The sequence below is a fragment of the Sphingomonas sp. ERG5 genome, assembly GCF_000803065.1.
In the GTDB taxonomy this organism is placed as follows: Bacteria; Pseudomonadota; Alphaproteobacteria; order Sphingomonadales; family Sphingomonadaceae; genus Sphingomonas.
Genome location: NZ_JSXI01000014.1, coordinates 22,535 through 46,431 on the forward strand (window position 1 = coordinate 22,535; position 23,897 = coordinate 46,431).

Consider the following 23,897-nt stretch of genomic DNA (forward strand, 5'->3'; position numbering starts at 1 on the left):
CGCGGAGCACGGGCGCGTTCGGGCAATATCATTAAGGGGACGTAGCGCGAACCGAGGATAAGTCGCGAGTTCATTGAGCTCAAATTCCAAAGTCCGATCTGATGTCGCTGTGGTTGCGCATCCTGAAGGGCTGCGGCTCGACCTTTAGGTCGAGATCGATACAAGAGACAATCGGTTGCGAAGAGGTCGCCATGTCCCGGATTTACGTGTCGCTTGTCCTGCTGTTCGCCGCGCTTGGCTGGTCAGTGCCGGCAATGGCGAGCGGCGATTTCGGATGTTCGACGTCCTGGAAGCTGCAACATCGCGACATGACCGGCTGCGATAGCATGGCGATCCTGTCGCCCGGCAACGATACGCGGGTGAATCTGGTGCTTTTGATCGGTCGAGGCACCCCGAAACAAGCTGTGACTCCGTTGAAATCGGGGCCGGAATCGGGCCCCTTGTTCGATTGGTCGACATTTTCGGGCCATGCTTATTCGGGTCCGGAAACGACCGCCAATCTCAATTATGCCAATGGTGAGGGGTCGCGCTGCCTGAGCAATCATTTCGGCACGGACGATTTCGTGGCGGCGGTCGAGGCGGAGCGCAAGGTGCCGGAGCGCGACCGGGTCGAGCTGGTCCGCGCCCGGCGCACGTTGCAACCGAACTGTACGGCGGCGGTTGGAACGGCGCCGTTTGCCAAGGGCATCCAATCGCCACACGGAAAATTATTCGAGCGCTATTTGACGGGCGCGGCTGCTTTTTATGCGGGGGACTATGATGCCGCCGCCATGGTGTTCCGGAGTCTGGCTGGGGCGGACCAGTCATGGGTTGCGGAAACAGCGCGCTACATGCTGGCGCGCGTCGAAGTGAACCGTGCCCAGATCGATGCCTTTGACGAATATGGCTCCCCCAAGGCGGGGTTTTCGGCTGAGGCCGGGATCATCGATGCGGCCGAGACGAATTTGCGCGACTATCTCCGCGCGTATCCGCAGGGGCGCTACAGTATCTCGGCGCGAGGCTTGTTGCGGCGGGTCTATTGGCTGGGGCGGCGAACCGAAAAGCTGGTGGCCGAATATGTCGCACTATTCAAACTGGCCCCGGAAAAACGCGGCATCGATGCCGCCGATCTCGCGCAGGAAGTGGACAACAAGCTGCTGCCGCTTCTCACGACAGCCAATACGACGGACCCGACCCTGCTTGCGGTGATGGATCTCGCGCGGATGCGTGGACCCGATAGCGATAAGGCCAATGACTGCTGCATGACGCCGATCCCGCTTGGCGAGCTGCAGGCGCAGCGTGCGCATTTTTCCGGCAATCCGGCGCTGTTCGAACATCTGCTCGCCGCCCATGCGCTGTTCGTCGACAACCGTCCTGCCGATGTCTTGCGGCTTATTCCGGACGCGGCGCGGCAGCGCGTGTTCGACTATCTCCAGTTCAGCCGGCAAATGCTGCGCGGCATGGCGCTGGAGCAAAGCCGGGATCGCAACGCGCGCGGTTTCTGGATCGAGATGCTTCCGGGCGCGACATTGCCGTTCGAACGCCCCGCGCTCGAACTCGCGCTGGCGCTGCATGACGAACGTTCCGCCGGCCTCGAGCGAATCTTCGCCAAGGAATCGCCGGTTGGGGCACCGGATATCCGTGAGATATTGCTCAAGAATGTCGCGGGGCCGCAATTGCTCCGACGCCAGGCCAGGGATGGCAATATTCCGCGCCACGAACGTGGCGTGGCGCTTGCCACATTATTGTACAAGGAGATGGGGCATGGATTGTATCAGGACTTTCTCGACGATCTGAAAGCCGTGCCGGCTAATGCGCCGGTGGGGAGCAGCCTGTATGATTTTGCCGCGACGGATGATCCGCCGCTGGGAGTTTTCCTGCAGCCTGGCAACATGGGGGATTATGGCTGCGTATCTTTCCGGCAGACCATGATGTCACTGGCGAAGGCGCCGCGCGATGTGACGGCGCGTCTGTGCCTGGCCGAATTCGTGCGGGTGAACGGTTTCGATCAGTCCGCGTTCGACAGCCAGCCACCGGCTGATCAACTCGGCGGCACACCATCGCTGTTTCCGGGCCAGCCCTATTCACGGCTGGAAGTCTATAAATCGATTATCGCCGACCCGCAGGCACCGGCGCGCGGCAAAGCATATGCGCTGTATCGCGCGATCAATTGCTACGCGCCGGGCGGCAGCAATCAATGCGGCGGGACCGACGTGCCCCGCGCCCAGCGCAAGGCTTGGTTCGCCCGGCTGAAAAAGGAGTATCCGACGTCGGATTGGGCGCAGAACTTACGATATTATTGGTAATCGATGATCCGCGGAGCGATCACCCTGCTTCTGCTTGCGGCGGCAAGCGTGTCGCTATCACCGGTTCCGGCGGAGACGGTCGATGCGCGCCGTTACGACGCGTTCTGGCTCTGGGCCGGGGTAAAGCCGCAACCGGTGCTGAAGCAGGCGAAGCGGATCTATTTGCTGCAAGGGCAGGTCGAGTCCGGCAATCCCGTTCGGCTGGTTCAGCAGCGTCCGGCTGTGCCCCATATCAAGGGCCGGGAAATATGGATGGTCGTCCGGGTCGAAACGCTGGCCTGGCCGCCACAGATCTATCAGCAGGTGAGGGCGCAACTTGTCCGATGGCGCGCCGCCGGCAATCGGGTGGTGGGAATCCAGATCGATTTCGATGCCCGCACGCGCCACCTCGAAAATTATGCGGTGTTCCTGGCCGACCTGCGGCGCCGCCTGCCTGCCGATTGTCAGCTCGGCATCACCGGATTGCTCGACTGGAGCGCCAATGGTGACCCCAAGGGGCTCGACGCACTGGCCGGCACGGTCGATGAGATCGTATTGCAAATCTATCAGGGCCGCCGCGTCATCCCTGGTTATGCGACATATCTCTCCCGGCTCGATCGCATGAAGACGCCGTTCCGGATCGGCCTGCTGCAAGGCGGCGCGTGGCATCCGCCCACCACGCTGGAATCAAATCCGAACTTCAGGGGCTATGTCGTCTTCCTGCAAAACGGCGCGGTTGAATGAGCCGCGCCGGTTGCCCGAGTTTCGACGATCAGGCGCCGATCAGCTCGCGCCCGATCAGGAAGCGGCGGATTTCGTTAGTGCCGGCGCCGATGTCATAGAGTTTGGCGTCGCGCAGGAAGCGTTCGACTGGCCATTCCTTGGTATAGCCGGCGCCGCCCAGCGCCTGGATCGCCTCGAGCGAAGTCTTCACCGCGTTTTCGGAGGCGAGCAGGATCGCGCCCGCCGCGTCGAAGCGCGTCGTCTTGCCCGCGTCGCAGGCGCGCGCGACGGCATAGACATAGGCGCGGGCGGAATTGAGCGCGACATACATGTCGGCGATCTTGGCCTGCATCAGCTGGAACTGGCCGATCGGCGTGCCGAACTGTTTCCGCTCGCGGACATAGGGCAGCACGACGTCGAGGCATGCCTGCATGATGCCGATCGGTCCCCCGGAGAGCACAGTGCGCTCATAATCGAGCCCTGACATCAGCACGCCGACACCGCCATTGACCGGGCCCATGACATTCTCGGCCGGAACTTCGCAATCCTCGAACACCAGCTCGGCGGTGTCGGAGCCGCGCATGCCCATCTTGTCGAGTTTCTTCGACACCGAAAAGCCGGGCATACCCTTTTCGATCAGGAAGGCGGTGATGCCGCGCGGGCCGGCCTCGCCATCGGTTTTGGCATAGACCACGAGCGTGTCGGCTTCGGTCGAATTGGTGATCCAGAATTTGGTGCCGTTGAGCAGATAACGGTCATTGCCCTGCAGGGTCGCCTTGAGCTTCATCGAGACGACGTCGGAGCCCGATCCGGCTTCGGACATGGCAAGGCTGCCGACATGTTCGCCCGAGATCAGCTTGGGCAGATATTTCGCCTTTTGCTCCGGGTTGCCCCAGCGGCGGATCTGGTTGACGCACAAATTGGAGTGCGCGCCATAGCTGAGTCCGATCGAGGCGGAGGCCCGGCTGACTTCCTCCATTGCGACGACATGTTCGAGATAGCCAAGGCCAAGTCCGCCCCATTCTTCCTCGACGGTAATGCCGTGCAGACCGAGTTCGCCCATTTCCGGCCAAAGCGAGCGGTCGAACTTATTCTCTTCATCGATCGCGGCGGCGCGCGGTGCGATCCGGTCGGTCGCGAACCGTTCAGTCGTGTCGCGGATCATGTCGGCATTTTCGCCCAGGTTGAAATCCAGGGTCATGCTCATTGTCGCTCTCCAGAACTCGGTTGGGCAGAAGTCGGTTGAGGTTTCGTCCTACGCGCCGATCCGGCGATGCGCCACAGAGTCACTATGCCGATCAGCAGCCATAATATGTTCAACACGGTGGAGGGCAGCGCGCCGTGCCAGCCGCTGTTGACGATGAAACAGGCCGCACCGACCAGATTCATCCATTGGAACGCGGCGGACTGGCCGGTGAGCCGGCCCGCCGAGACCATCAGATAGGCGACGAGAATGAGGACGGCGCCGGTCCACCCCACAATCTCGATCGCGATTATCAAGCGGCGAGGTTCCTGAGGACGTACTGCAGGATGCCGCCGTGCAGGAAATATTCCAGCTCGTTGACGGTATCGATGCGGCAGCGGGTCAGGAAGCTTTCGACCGTGCCGTCGGCGCGGGTCAGGGTGACCTCGACATCCTGGCGTGGGCGGATTTCAGCGACCTTCATGATGGTGAAGCTTTCCGAACCGTCGAGCTTCAGCGTCTGGCGCGTCACGCCTTCGGCGAACTGCAGCGGCAGCACGCCCATGCCGACCAGGTTGGAGCGGTGGATGCGCTCGAAGCTTTCGGTGATGACCGCGCGGACGCCAAGCAGGTTGGTGCCCTTGGCCGCCCAGTCGCGCGACGATCCGGTGCCATATTCCTTGCCGGCGATAACCACGAGCGGCACGCCGTCGGCCTTGAAGCGCATCGCCGCGTCATAGATCGGCATGACTTCGCCCTTGTAGGACGACATGCCGCCTTCGATCCCGGGGACCATTTCGTTCTTGATGCGGATATTGGCGAAGGTGCCGCGCATCATCACTTCATGGTTGCCGCGACGCGCGCCATAGCTGTTGAAGTCGGCCTTGCTGACCTGATGTTCCTGCAAATAGGTGCCGGCGGGCGAGTCCGCCTTGATGCTGCCGGCGGGCGAAATATGGTCAGTGGTGATCGAATCGCCGAGGATGGCGAGCGGCCGCGCCTCGATGATGTCCTGCACCGGGGCCGGGGTCATCGTCATGCCGTCGAAATAGGGCGGGTTGGCGACATAGGTCGACCCGGCGCGCCACTGATAGGTGTCGGAGCCAGTCACGTCGATCGCCTGCCACTTCGCATCGCCAGTGAAGACATGGGCGTAGCGCGACTGGAACATGCTGCGGTCGATATTGGCATCCATCACCGCGCGAACTTCGGCGTTCGAGGGCCAGATGTCCTTGAGATAGACGTCGGTGCCGTCGGTCGCCTGGCCGATCGGAGTGGTGGTGAAGTCCTCGGTCACCGTGCCCTTCAGCGCATAGGCGACGACCAGCGGCGGGGACGCCAGGAAATTGGCGCGCACGTCTGGCGAGACGCGGCCTTCGAAGTTGCGATTGCCCGACAGGACCGAGGCGGCAACGATGTCATTCTCGTTGATCGCGGCCGAGATCGGCGCGGCGAGCGGGCCGGAATTGCCGATACAGGTGGTGCAGCCATAGCCGACCAGGTTGAAGCCGACCGCGTTGAGATCAGTGGTAAGGCCGGCCTTGTCGAGATAGTCGGTGACGACCTGCGACCCCGGTGCGAGCGAAGTCTTCACCCAGGGCTTGGGCTTCAGGCCAAAGGCATTGGCCTTGCGCGCGACCAGGCCGGCGGCGACCAGCACCGATGGGTTGGAGGTGTTGGTGCAGCTGGTGATCGCGGCGATGACCACGTCGCCGTCGCCGATATCGTGATCGCGGCCTTCGACCGGCACGCGCTTGGCCGAACCGTGGTTGTAGACTTTGGCGAGGTCGGCGTTGAAGGTGTCGTCGACCTCAGTGAGGATGACCTTGTCCTGCGGGCGCTTCGGGCCGGCGAGCGACGGTACGACATTGGCCATGTCGAGTTCGAGCGTGTCGGTGAAGAGCGGGTCGGGCATGTCGGCGAGGCGCCACATGCCCTGGGCGCGGGCATAAGCCTCGGTCAGGGCAATCTGTTCGTCGGTGCGACCGGTCAGGCGCATATAGTCGAGCGTCGCGTCGTCGACCGGGAAGAAGCCGCACGTCGCGCCATATTCGGGCGCCATATTGGCGATCGTCGCACGGTCGGCGAGGCTGAGCGCGTCGAGGCCCGGGCCGAAGAATTCGACGAAGCGACCGACCACGCCCTTGGCGCGGAGCATTTGCGTGACGGTCAGCACCAGATCGGTGGCGGTGATGCCTTCGGCCAGTTCGCCGATCAGCTTGAAGCCGACCACTTCGGGGATGAGCATCGATACCGGCTGGCCGAGCATCGCGGCTTCGGCCTCGATCCCGCCAACGCCCCAGCCGAGTACGCCGAGGCCATTGACCATCGTCGTGTGGCTGTCGGTGCCGACACAGGTATCGGGATAAGCGATGTTGCTGCCGTCGGGCGCGACCGAGGACCAGATCGCCTGGGCGATATTCTCGAGATTGACCTGGTGGCAGATGCCGGTGCCGGGGGGCACGACCTTGAAATTATCGAGCGCTTTCGACCCCCATTTGAGGAATTCATAGCGCTCGTTGTTACGCTGATATTCCAGCTCGACATTGTCTTCGAACGCCTTGGGCGTGCCGAATTCGTCGACCATCACCGAGTGATCGATGACGAGATGGACGGGCACCAGTGGATTGATCTTCGCCGCGTCGCCGCCGAGCTTGGTGATCGCGTCGCGCATCGCCGCCAGGTCGACCACGCAGGGCACACCGGTGAAATCCTGCATCAGCACGCGCGCCGGGCGGTACTGGATTTCCCGGTCGGAGCGGCGCTCCTGCTGCCAGTCGATGATTGCCTGGATATCGTCGGTGGTGACGGTCTTGCCGTCCTCGAATCGCAGCATGTTCTCGAGCAGCACCTTCATCGAGAAGGGAAGCCGCGAGATGTCGCCATATTTCGCCGCCGCGGTGGCGAGCGAGTAATAGTCGTAGGACGTGCCGTTCACGTCGAGCGTGGTGCGGGCGGAGAGTGTGTCCTGGCCGATGGCGGTCATGTGGCGGAGTATCCTTCCATTAAGTGCGCGTACCGGAGCGCGGCGGGGAGGCGGGAAACCCGCGCGGGCGCGCTTGCGGCATGTGCGGATGCCTAGAGTCGGGCGGGCTTTAGCAAGGGGGTGCGGGTTGGGGAAGGGCGCGGCGCATGATGATGATCCGGCGAATGCGCTGGAGAGAATATGACACGCGAAGGAACCCTTGCCCGGACGACGGGTTCGCCCGATAGGATGGCGGTAAATGCCGCTGGGGCAGAAACGGAGACACGGACATGCGGATGGTTCTGATCGGGACGACGGCCCTGGCGATGCTGGCCCTGGGCGCGTGCAAGGAAAAGGACAAGGCGCTGGAAACCGGTACTCCGGTCGCTGGCGGCGCGCATGCGGTTGCGACGCTCCGGACCGCGGCAGGCGTCGATGTCGGCCGGGTCACGGCGAGCGAAGTCGCAGGCGGACTGCGCTTCACCATCGACGCAAAGGGCATGCCGCCGGGCACGCATGGCGCCCATGTCCATACCACTGGCCTGTGCGAGGGGCCCGATTTCGCCAGCGCTGGCGGGCACTGGAATCCGACCGGCATGAAGCATGGGTCGATGAACCCGCAAGGACCACATGAAGGCGATTTGCCCAATCTGATCATCGGGACCGATGGGCGCGGGACGCTGGGCATCACCATACCCGGCGCGACCATGGCCGGACTGCTCGATACGGACGGGTCGGCGATGATGGTCCATGCCGCCGCTGACGACCTGATGACCGATCCGTCGGGCAACAGCGGCGCGCGGATCGCTTGTGGCGTGTTCGGCGCTTCATAAGCGACGCGGCCTGGCATAAAAGTGTTGCCGTTATTCGATAAGGAGCATATCGTTTTTCGATAAAGAATCGAGGAACGATATGGTCAGGTTCGTCCGCAGGCTGATTCCGTTGCTGCTTCTGCTCAACTGGCTATGCGCGGGTGGCTTCGCGCTTCTGTTGCTGGTCAGCCTGGTGGAGCCGATGATGGCTGCGCATATCGCGCGGCGCTTCGGGCCGGATATCCTGTCGCTGGTGCTTTGGTCGATGCGGGCGATCCTGCTGCTCGGGATCGGCGTGGCCTGTGTCGCGCATGTCATTTTCCGCCGCCTCGCCGCGATCGTGGCAACGGTGGCGGCGGGAGATCCCTTCGTCGCGGCCAATGCCCGGCGATTGCGGCATATCGCCTGGGCCTTGCTCGCGATCCAGTTTCTCGACCTGGTCTATGGCCTGATCGTCGTGCCGCTGAGCGCTGCGACGCATGAATATTTCGGCTGGAATTTCTCGCTGACCGGCTGGCTTGCCGTGCTGCTGCTCTTCGTGCTGTCGCATGTATTCGCGCAAGGCGCAGCGATGCGCGACGACCTGCAGGGCACGGTCTGACGTTATGCCGATCCGTATCGATCTTGATGACTTGCTGCATGCGCGGCGAATGACGCTGACGGAGCTTGCCGAACGCGTCGATATCACGCTCGCCAACCTGTCAATCCTGAAGACCGGCAAGGCAAAGGCGATCCGTTTTTCCACGCTTGAGGCGTTGTGCCGCGAACTTGGCTGCTTGCCGGGCGACCTGATCGGATACGACCCGGGCGGCCCCGACCTGTCCGAGCAAGAAGAGGGAGCCGAATGATGCTGCGTGCGATCCGCTATACCTATGGCCTGACCTGGCGTTTTCTGAAGGCTGCACCGGTGATCGCGCTGGCCATCATTGCCGTCGAGGGGGTGCAGCATGTCGCCGAGTGGATGACGGGGATGTTTGCATCCCCCGAAGCCGCGAAAGCCGTGCAGTTCCATCCGGCGCGGATGGCGATCGGTGCGGTCAAGACGATCCTGCTTCTATTCGTCATCTACTGGATCGCCCGCTTTGCCTTTAGCGGAGAGAGCGTTCCCCGTACCTTCGCGGCGGATCGCGACGCGCTGCACCGTTTTTCGCTGGTCGTCCTGCTCACGCTGGTGGTGGGAGTGGCGATGCAGGCGCTGCAAGGCGTGCCGATGGATGGGATGGGCCGGGCCGCCATTTTGACGATCATATTGGGTTCGATGTTCGGATGGTTGCTGCTGCAGGTCGCGCTGACGCCATGGATCGTCGGGGCCGCCATCGGTGACCCCAAGGCGACGCCGATTTTCGCATTGCGTCAGTCGATCGGGCATCTCCTCTGGGGATTTGCTTTCACGCTGGTGATCATGTTGCCGCCGATGGTCGTTCACTATGTTCTGGGCGGGCTGGCGATGGTCAGGCCGGGGCGGCTCGGCGTGATATTGCTGGTGGTGGATTCCGTATTCGTGGCGTTCCTGGGCGTGCTGATTGCCGCGTCGTCGGTCGCGATTGCCTATCGCGTCGCCCGGCGCCAGGGATATTCGATCGATGGCCTGGATGGCGAGGCGCGGCCGATCGCCGCATTGGATTAGGGTCTGGACCCCAGATCGATACGCGCCAGCACCAGGATCGTCAGAACAAGGGCCAGCGCGCAATTGCCTCATAGCGCGCGCCGCCCGGGCCAAGATGGCTTTCGAACAGCATCAGATGCTCAAGCCGGAACGGCTCGCTCGCCAGCGCGCTGTGCTCCTCGAGCCAATGTCCGATCTCGGGTGCGGCGCCGGCCGCAACGGGCAGGCGCGCGAGGGTAACGTGCGGCAGATAGGCGCGTTCCTCGGCGGCGAGGCCGAAGCGGATCAGCGCGTGGTCGACCTTCTGGTGCAGGGCCGCGAGCGGTTCGGCCGGCGTCACGCCGGCCCATAGCGTATGGGTGCGGCCCTTGCGGTCGAACTGGCCGACGCCGGTCAGTCGGACGTCGATGGCGGGAGCATGGATGCGGCTGAGCGCATCGGCAACGTCCTCGGCCGTGCGGCGATCCACTTCGCCGATATAGCGCAGGGTCAGGTGAAGCTGTTCGTCATCCTGCCAGCGCGCCTCCGGGACGCCGTCCATGAGATCGGCCATGGCGTCGCGGATCGGGAGAGGCGGGCGGAGAGCGACGAACAATCGATGCATTGAGTGGCTTTAGCGCCTGTCACAGGGCGAACGCCAACCGCTTTTGCTTGAAAAACGGGGCCGGAGCGGCGATATTCAGTGTATCCGGCATCATGCCGGGCATCAGGAGTTTATTCGACATGGCTAATTGGTCTGACCCCCAGCCGAACGCCGCGCCCTTCGCGACGGCGGGTGCGCGTACGGAAGCGTACGACGCGGGTCTCCGCGCCTATATGCTGTCCGTCTATAATTACATGGGCTCGGGCATCCTGCTCACCGGCGTCGTCGCGATGCTGTTCGCATCGGCCGGTTATGCCGAGGCGGTATTCCTCAACCCCGGCATCCTGAAATACGTCATCATGTTCGCGCCGCTGGCGTTCGTGTTCGGCATGAGCTTCGGCCAGGGCCGGATGTCGTTCGCCACATTGCAGGCGATGTTCTGGGGCTTCGCGATCGCGATGGGCCTGTCGCTCTCGACCATCTTCCTGCGCTACACCGAGACCTCGATCGCTCAGGCCTTCTTCGCCACGGCCGCCGGTTTCGCGGGCCTGTCGCTGTACGGCTACACCACCAAGCGCGATCTGTCGGCGTTCGGAACCTTCCTGATCATGGGCCTGGTCGGGCTGATCGTCGCGATGATCCTGAACTTCTTCTTCCAGTCGACGGTGATGGCGCTGATCATCAGCATCGTTGGCGTGCTGATCTTCGCTGGCCTCACCGCCTATGACACGCAGAAGACGAAGAGCATGTACGCTTATGTGGCGGGCACCGCCGACGAAGGTCGTGTGGTGATCATGTCGGCGCTGAACCTGTACCTCGACTTCATCAACATGTTCCTGTTCCTGCTGCGCATCTTCGGCTCCAGCCGGAACTGAGGCACGTCCGGAATGAGAGAATCGGGCCCGGCGGGGAAACCTGCCGGGCCTTTTCTTTTGCGTCGCGGACGCAACATTGAGCGATGTCATTTTCCTTGAGTGTCCAGCCCGTATGAGGGCGTGATCTACGCCATCGCTGCCGTCCCGACCGTGACGGCCCCAGGAACATCAATGCGCCTCTTGATCGACGTCATGCTGGATTATTTCGTCGATGACAGCGCGGAAGTGCTGCTGCAGATCGAGGCGGCGGCGATGGCCGACCAGCGGCTCGAGCAGCAGGATTTGCGCGTCTATTGCGACAACCCGCTGCGCGCAATGACGGGCGAGGAGGGGATCGGGCAGCGCACCTGGGCGCGGGCCTCTGGCTCGTTCCAGGCCGAATATCGCGCGATCGTGGTGATAGACCGGACCGAGGTCGATCTGTCGACCCTGCCCCCGACTGCGATGGCTGACCTGCCGGCGGAGGCGGTCCCCTATCTGTTGCCCAGCCGTTATTGCGAATCCGACCATTTCGAGGGCTTTGTGCACAGTGAGTTCGCTGGGTTGGAGGGTGGGGCGCTCGCCGCGGCGCTCGGTGCCTGGGTGCGAGAGCATCTGACATATGCGTCGGGATCGAGCAGCGGCGTGACCACCGCGATGATGACCTTCGCCGACCGGCGCGGGGTGTGCCGCGATTATGCGCATCTGCTGGTCTCGCTGGCGCGCGCCGGCGGCATTCCGGCGCGTTGTGTGTCGGCTTATGCTCCCGGCGTCGACCCACCCGATTTCCATGCTGTCGCCGAAGTGTGGCTTGCGGGTGGCTGGCATCTGATCGATGCGACCGGCATGGCGGAATGTGGCGAAATCGCGCGCGTGGCGGTGGGGCGCGACGCGACCGATATCGCCTTTATGACCGTCTTCGGCACCGCGACGATGTATAGACAGGTCGTGAAAGTCACTCGGCTGGACGATGCGGTACGGAACGGGGACGCTGACTGATCGTTCTACTCCCGGAACAGCCGAGAGAGGATTGGCCATGACCGAGGACAGCAAGACGATCGACCCGAAGGCGCTCGACAGCCTGTCGATCGCGGCGCCCGACCCGGAGGCGGAGTCGGAGCCGCACGAAAATGATCAGATCCATCACCCGCGCCAGAATGCCGGGCAGGACGAATCGATCATGAAGCGGCTGGAAAAGGATCCGGAGAATGAGGATGCGCGACTCGATGCCGCGCTGGACGAGTCGATGGACGCATCCGACCCGCCGGCCTCGACGCAGCCAGTGCATAATGTGACGCCGCCGGCCTCGTCAGGCTTTGATGCGAAGGCCGAAGAGAAAATCCAGGCTGACCGGAAATGACCCGGCGCTCCCTGCACAAGCGGGAGCAGCACGGGAAAAATGTTGCGTAACTGTCGCACCTGGCGAGCTTTTTGATCGCTGCATGTCGTTCGTCGCAACCTTTGTTGCGTCGCAACAAGAACTATGATTCCATGCTTAACGCCGGACGACACGGTGTTAAGCATGGCGTTAACCATCTTGGCGCATGATCCGCTCCGGTCCAACAATGCGGGCGGGGTGACGACATGGCTTCGAGGATGAAACCAGCCAATGGCGCAATGACTTTGGCTGAAATGAAGGAATTTGCCGGGTTCAGTGCGGCGACGCAGCGTTATGTGCGGCGCTCGCTCGACATCGGTCTCGATCGTGACGATGCGATGGTGCGCTGGTCGCGCGACGTGGTCGAGGCGGCGAGCATCCGGGCGCAGGCGCGGCTTTACGAGCGGCTCCCCGATATTCGCGCGATGGTGCCCGACGATAGCGGTCTCGACGCGGTCGAACCCTTCCTCGCGCCGTTGATGACCGTCACGGCATTCGATCTGGGGCAGGGGCGGCTGACGACCTTTTCGGCCTATCGCTTCCTGTATGAGCGGCTGATCAGCGCTGATGTGCGGCCGTGGCTCCCGGCGGCATTCTGTTCCGCGGCGGCGCTGCCGCATCTCCATCCCGATTTGCGGCGTAAATTGCTGCAGTCGATCAGCGAGGCGGCGGCAACGGCGTCGGGCTGGTCGAACCGGGCGCCGGCCTTCTTCCCCAATTGGGTCGAGAAGGTCGATATGGCGGCGCTGCCCCACTGATCCGCGTAACGCCCGCCCCGATCGGGACGGGCGTTGGACGGCATCAATCCGCGCGGAACTCCATGATGTCGCCGGGCTGACAATCGAGCTCGGTGCAGATCCCTTCCAGTGTGGCGAAGCGCACGCCCTTCACCTTGCCGGTCTTGAGCAGCGACAAATTGGTGATCGAAATGCCGACGCGTTCCGCCAGGACATTGAGCGGCATCTTGCGGCGGGCCATCATGACATCGAGCGTGACGATGATCGGCATTACACGATGCTTTCCGAATCTTCGCTGAGTCCCCGCCCGATCGCAAAGGCCCGGGCCAGCGCCAGCGCGACAAGCCCGGCGGCGACCTTCATATAATCGAGAGCATATTCAAGCCGGAAGACGTTCACGGGCAAATGATTGCCGGAACGCGACAAGCTTGATCCGAGCGATATCGCCGGGTTGGCCGGTATTGCGGTCGCCAGGATCAGCGGCTCGACGACCAGCGCGTTCAGCAAGTCGAATCCTGCCCAGGCGATCGCCAACAGCCCGATCCAGCGCAAACTGCGGATGGTCGAGGGATCGAACGGCATGCCGGCGGCGATGCGGCGCAGGACGTGCTTCAGATTGATGATCGCGTAGTTCGCGCCCCATGCGAACAGCATAACGAAAAGCATCTGCGCAAATTCCGGGTACCAGTCGTGCGAGGCAAGCTCGACCCGGCCATGATCGATCACGATCGACCCGACATTGCCGGCGAGCGGCAGGTTCGCGCCCGCGCCGCCGGCCACCGGCCAGTTGGCGGTGAACGGTCCCCCCTGCGCGGCATGGGCGACGAATGCGATGATCGTGATGGTCGCGGCGATCCCGATCAGGATCTGCGTCGCTTGCAGAAGCCAGACGAGTACACGGATGGACATGACGGCATTCCCATTCTGTTGAATGCCGCTCAGATAGGCGCACCGAAAGTGTTTTGCAACAATAAATTATCGTAAAACGATAAATATAATATGTTCTACGCTACCGACACGTGCGCCAACTCATCGCGCCGCGCTCCGCCTGGTCGAGGTGCAGATGGTCGCGGTGCGCTGCGTTGTACTCCGGCGACAACGTGGTCGAGAACAGCCCGCACGCGCCGTTGCGCACGCTGCGCAGGAACGTGCCCTTGTCGCCGGTGTCCGCCCAATCGCCGAGGATGGTGACCTTCGTCCCGTCCTCCAGCGTGAAGCCGGCGATATCGATCGCGTCCGCCGTGGCATGCTCGCTCAGCGGCCCAGTTGGACGGTTATAGATATTGCGGCAATTATAGCTCCCGAGATGGTTGATGCTGGCCACGCGCTGCCCGAAATAGCGCCGCGCGGCGGGCTGAACGACATTCCATTCCCATACCGACAGGGCGGCGGCCACCGGACAGGATGTTCCAGTCGTCGCCGGTGCATAGGCGGTGCGCCGCGCGCCACCGGGGGCGAAGCGGACGCCATCGGCATAGCCGCAGCGTCCGGCATGCACGACGGGCATCAATGTGTAGTTCACCCCCGCTTTGTCGAGCAGGGCGCGGCATCTGGGGAAATCCCGCGTCAGCCCGGCGAGCTTGCGCCCGGTGAACAGGCCGGTCGGCTGGCCCAGGTCAAGCGGGGTCCAGGGCAGGTCCTGCGGTCGCCCACGCACCGCCGCGAACAAGGCGAGGATCGCAGTCAGCGCGATCGCGGCGATAACCGCCACCGCCGCAATGCGACGCACGCCGGTCATCAGCCGCGCCCGATCTCAGCCGCGTCTAAATTAGCCACGCCCAACTTAGCCACGCCCAACTTAGCCACGCATAGCGCTCGTGATGGTTTCCGAGGCTACCGGATAGCCGATGTCGGACGGGATGCAGAGATACTCCTGCCCGTCGCGTTCCTCGATCCAGGGCGTGACGGTCTTGATCGGATGCCGGATCGCATCGTCGACCGCATCGGCAAAGCTGCGATACTGTGCGAGCCGTTCGAGATTGCGGCGCGTCGGGAAGATGATGCGCACATGCCCCGCATCGGCATCGTCGAGCACTTGCTGCGCGGTAGCCCAGAGCAGGCGGACATTCTCGGTCGCGTCGACTTGCGGCAGCGGCGCGTCGGCGGGCAGGCGCGCGAGATAGAAACGCGTGTCGAAAATCCGCATATGCGCATGTCGCGGCAGCCAGCGCGCATAGGGAATGAGCGATGACGGATCGAGCGACAGGTCGGCATCGGCCAGCGCTTCGCCGAACGAGGTGCCGCCATGCAGCGCGGCGCGCAACGCCGCCAGCGTGTCGGGTGTCGGCATCGGGGTGAGCCCGATTGGCATCGCCACTTCCTCGACCGTCTCGCGGATCGCAGCGATACGGGCGGCCATATCCTCCGAATCGCCGCCGAGGATCGTCGCGAGTGTATGGTCGCCGGGGTCGATCCGACCACCCGGAAAGACCAGGGCGCCCCCGGCGAACACCATTGCCTTGGCACGCTCGACCATCAGCAATTCGGGCGGTCCGTCGGGCATGTCACGGAACAGCACCAGCGTGGCGGCGGGGATCGCGTTGGGAAATTCTTCGGTCATGGGCAGGGTGTAGTATCGAGCGAGCGAGGGCGATAGTTCCCTTGGCAGGCGCGCGAAACCCGCTAGTCTTTCCGGCATGAATCATATCGCACTTCGCGCGCTGATCGGCGTTGCCCCGATCGCTCTCAGTTTCGCCCTTGTTCCCACCGTCGCCAATGCCAGGCTCAGCCCGGTCGAGACGCGCATGACGAAGACGGTTGATGCCGAATATGAACGCTCGGTCGCCTTGCTGCAAAAGCTGGTTGACCAGAATAGCGGCACGATGAACTTCGCCGGGGTCGACCTGGTCGGCAAGATGATGCGCGCGGAACTCGAACCGTTGGGCTTCACGGTCGAATGGAAGCCGCAGGCGGCGGCGAACCGCGCCGGACATCTGATCGCCACCAAGAAAGGCCGGGCGGGTGCGAAGAAGCTGCTGCTGATCGGCCATCTCGACACCGTGTTCGAAAAGGATTCGCCGTTCCAGAAATTCACCCGCAAGGGAGAGGAAGCCGAGGGGCCGGGCGCGGGCGACGACAAGGGCGGGATGGTCGTGATGCTTGCCGCATTGCGCGCGATGCAGGCGGCGGGGACGCTCAAGGACGCCGATATCGAAATCATGTTGTCGGGCGACGAGGAGGATGCCGGCGATCCGATCGAGGTGGCGCGAGCCGACCTGATCGCAGCGGGCAGGCGCGCCGATGTCGCGCTCGATTTCGAAGGGCTGGCGACCGAGGGCGGCAAGGATATGGGGTCGATCGCGCGGCGGTCATCCAACAGCTGGACGATCACGACCACCGGCAAGACCGGCCATTCCTCGCTCATTTTCTCCAGCGAATATGGCGATGGCGCGGTCAATGAGTTGACGCGCATCCTGGCCGCGTTCCGCAAGGAATTGCCCGAGCCCAATCTGACGTTCAACACCGGTATCATCGCCGGCGGGTCGAGCGCCGCGCTCGATGCCGATGCGGTGCGCGCGACGGCGGCGGGCAAGGGCAACATCATTCCCCAGACGGCGGTGGCGCGGGGCGATTTCCGCACCTTGTCGCCCGAGCAGACCGATCGGGTGCGCGCCAAGATGCAGGCGATCGTCGCCGCGCATGCGCCGGGCACCGATGCGAAAATCAGCTTCGATCCCGGCAGCTATCCGGCCATGGCGCCGACGCCGGGCAACAAGGCGCTGCTCGATGCGCTGAATGTGGTGAACAGGGATATGGGGCTCGAACCGATGGCTGCGCTCGACCCGTTGAAGCGCGGCGCCGGCGACATTTCGTTCGTGGCGAGCGATGTCGACGGACTGGTCGGGCTCGGCACCACCAGCCGGGGCGATCATGCGCCGGGCGAGACGGTCAATCTCGACAGCATCCGCCGCCAGGCCAAGCGCGCCGCGATCCTGATGACGCGGCTCTCGTCAGCGAAATGACCGCTGACGCCAGCGCCGACTTGCCGCAGCACCATAAGGCGACCCAGAGCGAGAAGCTGGTCATTGCCGCATCGTCGCTGGGCACGGTGTTCGAATGGTACGACTTTTACCTCTACGGCTTGCTCGCGACGATCATCACCAAGCAATTCTTCTCCGGCGTGAACGAGACGACCGGGTTCATCTTCGCGCTGGCGGCGTTCGCGGCGGGTTTCGCGGTGCGGCCGTTCGGGGCGTTGCTGTTCGGGCGGATCGGCGATCTGGTCGGGCGCAAGAACACCTTCCTGGTCACCATGGGCATCATGGGCCTGTCGACCTTCCTGGTCGGCTGGTTGCCCAGTTATGACACGATCGGCGTCGCCGCGCCGATCATCCTCGTGCTGCTGCGCTTGCTGCAGGGCCTGGCGCTGGGCGGCGAATATGGCGGTGCGGCGACCTATGTCGCGGAACATGCGCCGAACCATCGGCGTGGACTGTACACCAGCTTCATCCAGACGACCGCGACGCTTGGCCTGTTCGCGGCGTTGCTGGTGGTGATCGGGATCCGCACCGCGGTCGGTGAGGTCGCATTCGCCGACTGGGGCTGGCGCTGGCCGTTCATCATCTCGATCGTGCTGCTCGGCGTATCGTTGTGGATCCGGCTGCAACTCGAAGAAAGCCCGGTGTTCCTGAAGATGAAGGCCGAGGGCAAGGGATCGAAGGCGCCGCTGACCGATGCCTTTGCGAAATGGGGCAATTTGCGCATCGTCATCATCGCGCTGGTCGGCGCGGTCGCCGGGCAGGCGGTGGTCTGGTATACCGGCCAGTTCTATGCGTTGTTTTTCCTGGAAAAAATGCTCAAGGTCGATGGTGCGACCGCCAATATCCTGATCGCCATCGCGCTCGCGCTGGGCACGCCGTTCTTCCTGATCTTCGGCTGGCTGTCGGACAAGATCGGGCGCAAGCCGATTATCCTCGCCGGTTGCGCGCTTGCCGCGCTGACCTATTTTCCGCTGTTCCACGCGCTGACCAATGCCGCCAATCCGGCGCTGGCGGCGGCACAGGCCAGCGCGCCCGTGACGTTGACCTCCTATAACGACGCGTGCTCGTTTCAGTTCGACCCGATCGGCCGGAACCGCTTCGATGCGTCGAGCTGCGACGTCGCCAAATCCTATCTCGCCAAGGCCGGCATTCCCTATGCCGCCGCCAGGGGCTCGGATGCTGGTTTGCCCGGCGCACCGACGCTTAACCGCCAGACAGTGATCGCAATCGGCGGCGCGACCCTGTCAATGCCGGATCCGGCGGGCTTGGCGCCCGAAGCGCGCAAGGCCGCGATCGCCGCGTTCCAGGGTGAGCTGAAGGCCCGGCTGAATGCCGCCGGCTATCCGGCCAAGGCCGATCCCGCCCGGATCGACAAGCCGCTGGTCGTCGCGATCCTGTTCGTCCTCGTGCTGCTGGTGACCGCCGTTTACGGCCCGATCGCGGCGTTGCTGGTCGAACTGTTCCCGACCAATATCCGCTACACATCGATGTCGCTGCCCTATCATATCGGCAATGGCTGGTTCGGCGGTTTCCTGCCGACCACGGCGTTCGCGATGGTCGCGGCCACCGGGGATATCTATTACGGTTTGTGGTATCCGATCGTGGTCGCTGCCCTGACCGTGATCCTGGGGCTGTTCCTGTTGCCCGAAACCTTCAGGCGCAGCATCGACTGACGATTGATATGCGGCAATCCGGTGTCCCAGATTGCGGCTGGGCTTACGCATCGGGCACCACCAGGCCGAATTTCGACTTGCGCCAGGATTTCACCGAAGGCGGATCGGGCGTGGCCGACTGGAAGCGAGTCCTGCCCGCGGCGTATCGCGCCGGCGTAGGCACTGCTTCGTCGAACAGGAGCCGCCGTACGAATTCCCGCCGTTTGAGGCATTACGCAAGAGTTTCGGCTATCTGGTGCGCTGGTCGCCTGACGGACGCGATCTGACGTCATTTTGCTCCAGCGGCGGTCGCCAGCAAGACATTGGCCGCAATCGGTTTGCCCAGCCCCAGCGCATCCAACCGCGCCATTTGCGTTTTCGCGTCGCCAACCACGACATAAGTCATGTGACCGGGCTGGATATATTTCGCGGCGATCGCGCGCACGCTGTCGCGTGTCATCTCGTCGAGCATCTTGCCTTCGCGCGCCGGATAATCGTCGGGCAGGCCATAATCGCCGATCACCGCGAGCATATCGAGCTTGTCCGACAGCGCCTCGAACTGGATCGCGCGGCTCTTGATCAGGTAATTCCGCGTCACGGTCAGGTCGGCGGCGGTGAAAGTCGCGGGATAGTCGGCGACGATCTTGTTGATCAGCGCGGCAGCCTCCAGCGTGACATTGGCGCGCACTGGGCTGTAGATCTGGAACATGCCGCCTTGCCCGTACCCGGCAAAGGCCGAGCGCACACCATAGGTATAGCCGTTGCCCTCGCGTACTTCCTGCGTCAGCCGTGAGGCGAAGCCGCCGCCGCCCAGAATGAAATTCGCCGCCATGGCGGGGAAATAATCCGGATCGGCGCGGCGCAGCGACGGCGCACCGAACAACAGGGCCGACTGTTTCGCATCGGGGATATCGTAGAAATACAATGCGGGCCGGGTCGGCGGTGCCGGCACCGGATAAGCCGGTACCGGTGTCGGTCTGGCCGTCCAGCCGGTGGCAAGCGGTGCAAGCGCGGCCGAGACAATTGCCTGATCGACCGCGCCCGCAACCCGGAAGCGGGCATTCGCCGGGGCCAGTTTCGCCGCATAGTCCTGCAGGTCGCGCATCGTCAGTGCGGTCACCGATGCTTCGGTGCCGAGAATGTCGCGCGACAGGATATGGTCGGGACCATAGGTCACCTTGTCCATCACGCGATGGGCCAGCGCGCGTGGCTCCGCGCTGTTGTCGGCGATTTCCGCGACCACGGCATCCTTGACCAGCGCGAGCTCCGCCTGGTCCCAGCGCGGCTCGAGCAGCATTTCGCGGATCAGCGCCATGGTCGGCGCGAAATTACGCGCCAGCGTCGTGCCCGACACGATGATCCGCTCGGCCTTCGCATTGGCGGCGACCTTCGCGCCGAGTGTCTTGAGCGCGTTTTCCAATTCGGCGGGCGTACGCTTGGCGGTCCCGCGCGTCATCAGTTGCGCGAACAGGTTCGCCGCACCTGGCCGGGCAGGATCGTCGCGCAATTGTCCGCCATCGAGCGACAGGGCGAATTGCGCGACCGGTAATTCGGTATCGACCACACCGCTGGCCGCCAGTCCGTTGGCTAGTATGGCGTGCCAGATTGCCGGCGCCCTGACCTTGGGTTCGGGGCCGAACGGCGGTTCGATCGTGCGATCGATCTTTGACGGCGTGCGGGCATAGGCCGGTTCGCCGCCGGCGGTCTGGTCGACTGCCTGTTCGGCGCCTTGCACGATCTTTTCCTCGGCGATCAACTGCGGCGTCGCCTTGGCCAAGGCAAGCCTGGCTTGTCCCTTGGGCACGATGCTCAGCGCGATATGCGGCTGCGCGGAGATGTAGCGGCGATAGACGCGCAGCACATCGTCCGCAGTCACCGCGCGCAACTGCGCGATCCTGCGGTCGACAAAGTCGATTTGCCCGCTCGCCGCTTCGGCGCGTGCGATCGCCTCGGCTTTGCCCTCGACGGTTTGCAGCGCGGCATAGAACGCTGCTTCCTGCGCCGTCTTGACCCTGGCCAGTGCGGCCGGATCGATACCGTCCTTGTCGAACCGTTTGAAACCGGCATCAATGCCCGCCTGGACACGATCCAGGGCAACACCGTCGAATGCGCGCACGTCGATCTGGCCGGTGCTGGCGATCTCGCCTTCATCCTGTCCACCGGAAACCTCGTCGGTCAGCTTCAACTCGTCGACCAATGTCCGGGTCATCGGTGAATCGCGGCCATCGACCAGCAAGTCGAACAACACCCCGATCGCTGCCGCATCCGTATTGGTCACCGCGACAGTCGGCCAGGTGAGCGTCAGGCGTGGCAGCTTGGCGAAGCTGTCCTCATACATCAGCGACTTGGTCGCCTTCAGCATGGCGGGACGTGGTGCGGCGCGGGGGACATCGGCACCGCGCGGAATTTCGCCGAAATATTTCTCGATCCAGTTACGCGCCTGCGCCGGCTCGAAATCGCCGGCGATCACCAGCGTCGCGTTGTTCGGCACGTACCAGCGATGGTAAAAGCCCTGCACATCCTTCAGCGTCGCCGCGTTGAGATCGGCCATCGAACCGATCACCTCCCAGCTATAGGGGTGATCGGCCGGATACAGCGCCGCGAGGATGATTTCCGCGGCATGACCGTATGGGCGGTTGTCGGTGGTCTGCCGTTTCTCGTTCTTGACGACTTCCTTTTCCTTGGCGAGCACCGGATCGGTCACCGTCTTGATGAAATAACCGAGCTTGTCCGCTTCGGCCCAGATCATCTTCTCCAGCGCGTCATTGGGTACTTCCTGGAGGTAGATCGTCACGTCGGTACTGGTGTTGCCATTGGCACCCGATCCGCCGACGCGTGCGCTCAGCTTGTCGAGCCCGCCGCGACCGAGATTCTCCGAATTGAGGAAGAACAGATGCTCGAACATATGCGCAAAGCCGGTGCGCCCCGCGGTCTCGCGCGCTGAGCCCACATGCGCGGCAAGGGCGACCGAAGCGACCGGGTCCGAGCGATCGATATGGAAGATGACGCGGAGGCCATTGGGCAGCGTGAAGGTCGTGACCGGCAGGAGCGGGACGGCATCTGCCGCGGGTGTCGATGCCGGTTGTTCGCCCGCGACCGCGCCGCTCCCCGTGCACAGGGCGATGGCGCCCGCCGATGCGATCGTCAGAAATCCGCTTCTCGTCATGCCGGCCTCCGTTGCCGCAACCTATCGCGACTGCGATGTTTTGACAGTGGGAAAGCGATCGCATGATTGTCGCGATTCACTCAGGGATGAGCCGGGTCCGCAGCATAGACCAATTCATACACATGGGACTTCGCACCCTTTCTGCTGACCCAGATACCCTCGGGCGGGAAATCGGGCTGGTCCATCGGCGGAATATCCCAGGCGCGTCCGCTCAGGGATCCGTCGCTGGTCCAGCTGGACCAGCCGAAACGGGGATCGTGAATAATCTCCACCATCTTGTCGCTGCGTTCATAGACTGCGGCGGTCCCGAGGCCGGCGCGTCGGGCGAATGAATAGACAAGGCCATCCGCTTGTCGCCGCAACTGGAAGCTGTCCTGCATCGGCCGTGCCTCTTCATTCTCCGAGGGACATCCTGCCACCGGTTCGCGGCGATTTCGACCGCTATCCCTGTTTCGCCGGGCGGCAAAACGGCACCAGCACCAGCGCCGCGATGAACAGCCAGGCCATGATGCGGAACACGTCATTGAACGCGAGTGTCAGCGCCTCCCCGCCGACGACATGGCCAAGCGTCGCTTTCGCCATCAGCAACGCACGGTCGGGGTCGGGCGTGGTCTGGCTGAAGCGGGCGGCAAGCCGGGCGATCATCGTCGCGGCGCCGTCGCCGATCGAGCCGAGCGTCTCGGACATGCGCAGCATATGCAGCCGTGCACCGTCCTGCAGCCAGGTGTTGACCAGCGCGATGCCGATCGCGCCCCCTAGGTTGCGCATCAGGTTGAACAGGCCCGAGGCGTAGCGAAGTTCAGGTCCGGCAAACCCGGTCAGCGCCAGGTTCACGCTCGGCACGATGCACAGCATGATCGCGAAACTGCGCACGGCTTGCGGCCAGAACAAGGCGGCAAAGCCCCATTCGGGCGTCATATAGGAGAAGAGCCACAAGCCGAGCGCGAACAGGCTGAGCCCGAAGGTGATGACGATGCGCGGGTCGACGCGTTGCGACAGGCCTGCGGCGATCGGCACACCGAGCATCTGCACCACGCCGGCAATGAACACCGTCGTGCCGATCTCCGACGCGTTATAGCCGCGCACCTGGCCGAGGAAGAGCGGCACGAGATAGGTCGCCGAGTACAGGCCGAAGCCGATCACCAGGTTGAACACACAGGCGAAGATGAAGGTCGGGCGGCGGAAGGGCGACAGGTTGACGATCGGGCTGGGGGAGCGGAGCGATCGTTCGAGAAACAACAGGAAGGCGACGAAGGAAAACCACGCACCGGTGGCGATTGCGCTGTCCTCGAACCAGTCATTGCGTGGCCCTTCCTCCAGCACATATTCGAGCCCGCCAAGAAACACCGCCATCGCCGCGAGATGGACCCAGTCGATCCGCTTGAGCATTGACGGATTGGCGCGATCGACCCGGATAAAGGCGATCGCGAGCAGGCACACCAATGTGCCTGGCACGATGTTAATATAGAACACCCAGCGCCAGCCGAACGCATCGGTGATCCACCCACCCAGCGTCGGCCCGAGCGTCGGGGCAAGCACCGAGACCATGCCGAGGATCGCCGGGATCATCGCGCGCTGCTTGCCCTCGAACATCGCAAAGCCGGTCGCGAACACCGTCGGCACCATCGCCCCGCCGACGAACCCCTGCAGTGCGCGGAACGCGATCATCGATTCGATGCTCCACGCCAGGCCGCAGAGCGCGCTCGCCAGCGTGAACAGCCCGGCCGACAATGCGAACAGCCAGCGCGTCGACATCGACTGGGCCAGAAAGGCGGCGAATGGGATCATCACCAGCTCGGCCATCAGATAGGCGGTCTGCACCCAGCTGATCTCGTCGGCGCTGGCCGACAGTCCAGCGCGCACTTCGTTCAGCGACGAGGCGACGATCTGGATATCGATCAGCGCCATGAACTGCCCGAATGCCATCACGCCGAAGATCAGGAACTTGATCCGGTCGGGCAGGGCCATCGGGTTGATGGCGGGCGGGGCAGGGG

23 protein-coding genes are annotated in these 23,897 nt (G+C 63.5%); 12 read left to right on the forward strand and 11 right to left on the reverse strand.

The annotated features are described in order from the left end of the window. Positions 1-191 precede the first annotated feature (191 nt). Positions 192-2,285, forward strand: a complete 2,094-nt coding sequence (locus OO12_RS03805; protein WP_152616261.1) for a tetratricopeptide repeat protein — start codon at positions 192-194, stop codon at positions 2,283-2,285. Positions 2,286-2,288: 3 nt separating this feature from the next. Continuing rightward, on the forward strand, positions 2,289-3,008 hold the full coding sequence (locus OO12_RS03810) for a DUF3142 domain-containing protein (RefSeq protein WP_034157318.1): 720 nt from the start codon (positions 2,289-2,291) through the stop codon (positions 3,006-3,008). A 28-nt stretch (positions 3,009-3,036) separates the two neighbouring features. On the opposite strand, the gene OO12_RS03815 is transcribed toward OO12_RS03810, so the two are convergent. Genes OO12_RS03815 through acnA form a run of 3 tightly spaced genes read right to left on the reverse strand, consistent with a single transcriptional unit; the run spans position 3,037 to position 7,156 of the window. Further along, positions 3,037-4,194: an isovaleryl-CoA dehydrogenase gene (locus OO12_RS03815; RefSeq protein ID WP_034157319.1), complete on the reverse strand. Its 1,158-nt coding sequence runs from the start codon at positions 4,192-4,194 to the stop codon at positions 3,037-3,039. Beyond that, positions 4,191-4,487 carry a CBU_0592 family membrane protein gene (locus OO12_RS03820; RefSeq protein WP_052215519.1) on the reverse strand — a complete coding sequence of 99 codons (297 nt, stop codon included), beginning with the start codon at positions 4,485-4,487 and terminating at the stop codon, positions 4,191-4,193. The genes OO12_RS03815 and OO12_RS03820 overlap by 4 nt, the downstream gene beginning before the upstream one ends. Further along, positions 4,484-7,156 (reverse strand): aconitate hydratase AcnA, encoded by a 2,673-nt coding sequence (gene acnA, locus OO12_RS03825; RefSeq protein ID WP_034157320.1) that lies wholly within the window; start codon positions 7,154-7,156, stop codon positions 4,484-4,486. Before acnA ends, OO12_RS03820 begins: the two co-directional genes overlap by 4 nt. Positions 7,157-7,425: 269 nt before the next feature. Here acnA and OO12_RS03830 point away from each other — a divergent pair, with 269 nt between their 5' ends. The 4 genes from OO12_RS03830 to OO12_RS03845 all read left to right on the forward strand — a co-directional run bounded on the left by OO12_RS03830 (position 7,426) and on the right by OO12_RS03845 (position 9,574). Further along, the gene (locus OO12_RS03830) at positions 7,426-7,968 is read left to right on the forward strand and encodes a superoxide dismutase family protein (RefSeq protein WP_034157321.1); all 543 of its coding nucleotides are present in this window, start codon (positions 7,426-7,428) and stop codon (positions 7,966-7,968) included. Positions 7,969-8,047: 79 nt separating this feature from the next. Next, entirely contained in the window at positions 8,048-8,548 is a 501-nt protein-coding gene (locus tag OO12_RS03835; protein ID WP_034157322.1) for a DUF2975 domain-containing protein, read from the forward strand. Positions 8,549-8,552: 4 nt separating this feature from the next. Continuing rightward, positions 8,553-8,795, forward strand: a complete 243-nt coding sequence (locus tag OO12_RS03840; protein WP_034157323.1) for a helix-turn-helix domain-containing protein — start codon at positions 8,553-8,555, stop codon at positions 8,793-8,795. Then, on the forward strand, positions 8,795-9,574 hold the full coding sequence (locus tag OO12_RS03845) for a hypothetical protein (protein ID WP_152616262.1): 780 nt from the start codon (positions 8,795-8,797) through the stop codon (positions 9,572-9,574). The genes OO12_RS03840 and OO12_RS03845 overlap by 1 nt, the downstream gene beginning before the upstream one ends. A 40-nt stretch (positions 9,575-9,614) precedes the next feature. Here OO12_RS03845 and thpR read toward each other — a convergent pair whose 3' ends face one another. Then, positions 9,615-10,157, reverse strand: coding sequence for an RNA 2',3'-cyclic phosphodiesterase (gene thpR / locus OO12_RS03850; RefSeq protein WP_034157325.1), 543 nt, complete (start codon positions 10,155-10,157; stop codon positions 9,615-9,617). A 119-nt stretch (positions 10,158-10,276) separates the two neighbouring features. Between thpR and OO12_RS03855 the strand changes: the two genes are divergently transcribed. The 4 genes from OO12_RS03855 to OO12_RS03870 all read left to right on the forward strand — a co-directional run bounded on the left by OO12_RS03855 (position 10,277) and on the right by OO12_RS03870 (position 13,126). Then, positions 10,277-11,011, forward strand: coding sequence for a Bax inhibitor-1/YccA family protein (locus tag OO12_RS03855; protein ID WP_034157326.1), 735 nt, complete (start codon positions 10,277-10,279; stop codon positions 11,009-11,011). 171 nt (positions 11,012-11,182) lie between these two features. After that, positions 11,183-11,989: a transglutaminase-like domain-containing protein gene (locus OO12_RS03860; RefSeq protein WP_034157327.1), complete on the forward strand. Its 807-nt coding sequence runs from the start codon at positions 11,183-11,185 to the stop codon at positions 11,987-11,989. Positions 11,990-12,026: 37 nt separating this feature from the next. Further along, on the forward strand, positions 12,027-12,350 hold the full coding sequence (locus tag OO12_RS03865) for a hypothetical protein (protein ID WP_034157328.1): 324 nt from the start codon (positions 12,027-12,029) through the stop codon (positions 12,348-12,350). Between the two features lie 224 nt (positions 12,351-12,574). After that, a complete protein-coding gene (locus OO12_RS03870; protein ID WP_034157329.1) occupies positions 12,575-13,126 on the forward strand; it encodes a hypothetical protein in 552 nt (183 codons plus the stop codon). A 43-nt stretch (positions 13,127-13,169) separates the two neighbouring features. On the opposite strand, the gene OO12_RS03875 is transcribed toward OO12_RS03870, so the two are convergent. The 4 genes from OO12_RS03875 to OO12_RS03890 all read right to left on the reverse strand — a co-directional run bounded on the left by OO12_RS03875 (position 13,170) and on the right by OO12_RS03890 (position 15,665). Next, positions 13,170-13,376 (reverse strand): helix-turn-helix domain-containing protein, encoded by a 207-nt coding sequence (locus OO12_RS03875; protein WP_034157330.1) that lies wholly within the window; start codon positions 13,374-13,376, stop codon positions 13,170-13,172. Next, a complete protein-coding gene (locus OO12_RS03880) occupies positions 13,376-14,014 on the reverse strand; it encodes a DUF2975 domain-containing protein (RefSeq protein ID WP_034157331.1) in 639 nt (212 codons plus the stop codon). Before OO12_RS03880 ends, OO12_RS03875 begins: the two co-directional genes overlap by 1 nt. Positions 14,015-14,114: 100 nt before the next feature. Beyond that, complete coding sequence (locus OO12_RS03885; protein ID WP_034157332.1) at positions 14,115-14,843, reverse strand: extensin-like domain-containing protein; 729 nt, start codon at positions 14,841-14,843, stop codon at positions 14,115-14,117. Between the two features lie 60 nt (positions 14,844-14,903). Beyond that, positions 14,904-15,665 (reverse strand): NUDIX hydrolase, encoded by a 762-nt coding sequence (locus OO12_RS03890; protein ID WP_034157333.1) that lies wholly within the window; start codon positions 15,663-15,665, stop codon positions 14,904-14,906. 76 nt (positions 15,666-15,741) lie between these two features. Here OO12_RS03890 and OO12_RS03895 point away from each other — a divergent pair, with 76 nt between their 5' ends. Together OO12_RS03895 and OO12_RS03900 are read left to right on the forward strand one after the other, a co-directional pair. Next, the gene (locus tag OO12_RS03895) at positions 15,742-17,067 is read left to right on the forward strand and encodes a M20/M25/M40 family metallo-hydrolase (RefSeq protein ID WP_034157334.1); all 1,326 of its coding nucleotides are present in this window, start codon (positions 15,742-15,744) and stop codon (positions 17,065-17,067) included. Further along, the gene (locus tag OO12_RS03900; protein WP_034157335.1) at positions 17,064-18,758 is read left to right on the forward strand and encodes an MFS transporter; all 1,695 of its coding nucleotides are present in this window, start codon (positions 17,064-17,066) and stop codon (positions 18,756-18,758) included. Before OO12_RS03895 ends, OO12_RS03900 begins: the two co-directional genes overlap by 4 nt. A 268-nt stretch (positions 18,759-19,026) precedes the next feature. On the opposite strand, the gene OO12_RS03905 is transcribed toward OO12_RS03900, so the two are convergent. The 3 genes from OO12_RS03905 to OO12_RS03915 all read right to left on the reverse strand — a co-directional run. Continuing rightward, positions 19,027-21,903 carry a M16 family metallopeptidase gene (locus OO12_RS03905; protein ID WP_052215520.1) on the reverse strand — a complete coding sequence of 959 codons (2,877 nt, stop codon included), beginning with the start codon at positions 21,901-21,903 and terminating at the stop codon, positions 19,027-19,029. Between the two features lie 80 nt (positions 21,904-21,983). Next, a complete protein-coding gene (locus OO12_RS03910; protein WP_160296732.1) occupies positions 21,984-22,322 on the reverse strand; it encodes a hypothetical protein in 339 nt (112 codons plus the stop codon). A gap of 22 nt (positions 22,323-22,344) precedes the next feature. Further along, a partial coding sequence (locus OO12_RS03915) for a DHA2 family efflux MFS transporter permease subunit (protein ID WP_034157347.1) occupies positions 22,345-23,897 on the reverse strand: 1,553 nt, incomplete at its 5' end.

Coding starts and splice junctions, on each gene's coding strand:
- OO12_RS03805 (WP_152616261.1), top strand. CDS start 192: ATGTCCCGGATTTACGTGTCGCTTGTCCTGCTGTTCGCCGCGCTTGGC.
- OO12_RS03810 (WP_034157318.1), top strand. CDS start 2,289: ATGATCCGCGGAGCGATCACCCTGCTTCTGCTTGCGGCGGCAAGCGTG.
- OO12_RS03815 (WP_034157319.1), bottom strand. CDS start 4,194: ATGAGCATGACCCTGGATTTCAACCTGGGCGAAAATGCCGACATGATC.
- acnA (WP_034157320.1), bottom strand. CDS start 7,156: ATGACCGCCATCGGCCAGGACACACTCTCCGCCCGCACCACGCTCGAC.
- OO12_RS03830 (WP_034157321.1), top strand. CDS start 7,426: ATGCGGATGGTTCTGATCGGGACGACGGCCCTGGCGATGCTGGCCCTG.
- OO12_RS03835 (WP_034157322.1), top strand. CDS start 8,048: ATGGTCAGGTTCGTCCGCAGGCTGATTCCGTTGCTGCTTCTGCTCAAC.
- OO12_RS03840 (WP_034157323.1), top strand. CDS start 8,553: ATGCCGATCCGTATCGATCTTGATGACTTGCTGCATGCGCGGCGAATG.
- OO12_RS03845 (WP_152616262.1), top strand. CDS start 8,795: ATGCTGCGTGCGATCCGCTATACCTATGGCCTGACCTGGCGTTTTCTG.
- thpR (WP_034157325.1), bottom strand. CDS start 10,157: ATGCATCGATTGTTCGTCGCTCTCCGCCCGCCTCTCCCGATCCGCGAC.
- OO12_RS03855 (WP_034157326.1), top strand. CDS start 10,277: ATGGCTAATTGGTCTGACCCCCAGCCGAACGCCGCGCCCTTCGCGACG.
- OO12_RS03860 (WP_034157327.1), top strand. CDS start 11,183: ATGCGCCTCTTGATCGACGTCATGCTGGATTATTTCGTCGATGACAGC.
- OO12_RS03865 (WP_034157328.1), top strand. CDS start 12,027: ATGACCGAGGACAGCAAGACGATCGACCCGAAGGCGCTCGACAGCCTG.
- OO12_RS03870 (WP_034157329.1), top strand. CDS start 12,575: ATGGCTTCGAGGATGAAACCAGCCAATGGCGCAATGACTTTGGCTGAA.
- OO12_RS03875 (WP_034157330.1), bottom strand. CDS start 13,376: ATGCCGATCATCGTCACGCTCGATGTCATGATGGCCCGCCGCAAGATG.
- OO12_RS03880 (WP_034157331.1), bottom strand. CDS start 14,014: ATGTCCATCCGTGTACTCGTCTGGCTTCTGCAAGCGACGCAGATCCTG.
- OO12_RS03885 (WP_034157332.1), bottom strand. CDS start 14,843: ATGACCGGCGTGCGTCGCATTGCGGCGGTGGCGGTTATCGCCGCGATC.
- OO12_RS03890 (WP_034157333.1), bottom strand. CDS start 15,665: ATGACCGAAGAATTTCCCAACGCGATCCCCGCCGCCACGCTGGTGCTG.
- OO12_RS03895 (WP_034157334.1), top strand. CDS start 15,742: ATGAATCATATCGCACTTCGCGCGCTGATCGGCGTTGCCCCGATCGCT.
- OO12_RS03900 (WP_034157335.1), top strand. CDS start 17,064: ATGACCGCTGACGCCAGCGCCGACTTGCCGCAGCACCATAAGGCGACC.
- OO12_RS03905 (WP_052215520.1), bottom strand. CDS start 21,903: ATGACGAGAAGCGGATTTCTGACGATCGCATCGGCGGGCGCCATCGCC.